The organism is Haloferax prahovense DSM 18310, assembly GCF_000336815.1.
Classification (GTDB): domain Archaea; phylum Halobacteriota; class Halobacteria; order Halobacteriales; family Haloferacaceae; genus Haloferax; species Haloferax prahovense.
Window position 1 is genome coordinate 1 of sequence record NZ_AOLG01000044.1, and the last position, 1634, is coordinate 1634.

At 56.1% G+C, this 1634-nt stretch carries 1 tRNA gene and 2 rRNA genes; all 3 read left to right on the forward strand.

Annotated features, from left to right (window positions below):
* Positions 1 to 975 (forward strand): 16S ribosomal RNA (locus tag C457_RS11250); the annotation flags it as partial.
* Positions 976 to 1072: 97 nt separating this feature from the next.
* A tRNA-Ala gene (locus tag C457_RS11255) sits at positions 1073 to 1144 on the forward strand.
* A gap of 192 nt (positions 1145 to 1336) precedes the next feature.
* Positions 1337 to 1634, forward strand: a 23S ribosomal RNA gene (locus tag C457_RS20780); the annotation flags it as partial.

Consider the following 1634-nt stretch of genomic DNA (forward strand, 5'->3'; position numbering starts at 1 on the left):
TTATTGGGCCTAAAGCGTCCGTAGCCGGCCACGAAGGTTCATCGGGAAATCCGCCAGCTCAACTGGCGGGCGTCCGGTGAAAACCACGTGGCTTGGGACCGGAAGGCTCGAGGGGTACGTCCGGGGTAGGAGTGAAATCCCGTAATCCTGGACGGACCACCGATGGCGAAAGCACCTCGAGAAGACGGATCCGACGGTGAGGGACGAAAGCTAGGGTCTCGAACCGGATTAGATACCCGGGTAGTCCTAGCTGTAAACGATGCTCGCTAGGTGTGACACAGGCTACGAGCCTGTGTTGTGCCGTAGGGAAGCCGAGAAGCGAGCCGCCTGGGAAGTACGTCCGCAAGGATGAAACTTAAAGGAATTGGCGGGGGGGCACTACAACCGGAGGAGCCTGCGGTTTAATTGGACTCAACGCCGGACATCTCACCAGCTCCGACTATAGTAATGACGGTCAGGTTGATGACCTTACCACGACGCTATAGAGAGGAGGTGCATGGCCGCCGTCAGCTCGTACCGTGAGGCGTCCTGTTAAGTCAGGCAACGAGCGAGACCCGCACTTCTAATTGCCAGCAGCAGTTTCGACTGGCTGGGTACATTAGAAGGACTGCCGCTGCTAAAGCGGAGGAAGGAACGGGCAACGGTAGGTCAGTATGCCCCGAATGAGCTGGGCTACACGCGGGCTACAATGGTCGAGACAATGGGTTGCTATCTCGAAAGAGAACGCTAATCTCCTAAACTCGATCGTAGTTCGGATTGAGGGCTGAAACTCGCCCTCATGAAGCTGGATTCGGTAGTAATCGCATTTCAATAGAGTGCGGTGAATACGTCCCTGCTCCTTGCACACACCGCCCGTCAAAGCACCCGAGTGAGGTCCGGATGAGGCCACCACACGGTGGTCGAATCTGGGCTTCGCAAGGGGGCTTAAGTCGTAACAAGGTAGCCGTAGGGGAATCTGCGGCTGGATCACCTCCTAACGACCGAGACCNCCCCGACGGGGTGGCTCACACGCGATCTTCCGAGTTCACTAATGACACCCGTTCGGACACCTTAGAACTACTAGGGCTAACACGGGCCCATAGCTCAGTGGTAGAGTGCCTCCTTTGCAAGGAGGATGCCCAGGGTTCGAATCCCTGTGGGTCCATGGTAAGCAGTACTCCACTCCGAAACGATCGTGCCCCTTAAGTGTGGCAAGACGTTTCGAATGAATGGATACTGACGACAGATGCACCATCCCGCGCAAGCGAGGTTGGGAAGGGTCGAAAANTTTGATGAAACCGTGTGTACGTGCAATCCAGGCGTCCACTGGACCCGTTCTCCGGGTCACAGTGACTATATCAACTGGCTACTGTGCCAGCTGGTGGATAGCTCGGCTCGAGAGCCGATGACGGACGTGCCAAGCTGCGATAAGCCTCAGGGACCCGCATGGAGGGAAAGAACTGAGGATCTCCGAATGGGAATCCCCACGCAATTGCCTTGCGCAATGGGGAACGTTCCGAATTGAAACATCTTAGTAGGAACAGGAAAAGAAAGCAATCCGCGATGTCGTTAGTAACGGCGAGTGAACGCGATACAGTCCAAACCGAAGCCTTCGGGCAATGTGGTGTACGGACTACCCATAACGGACCTGGATC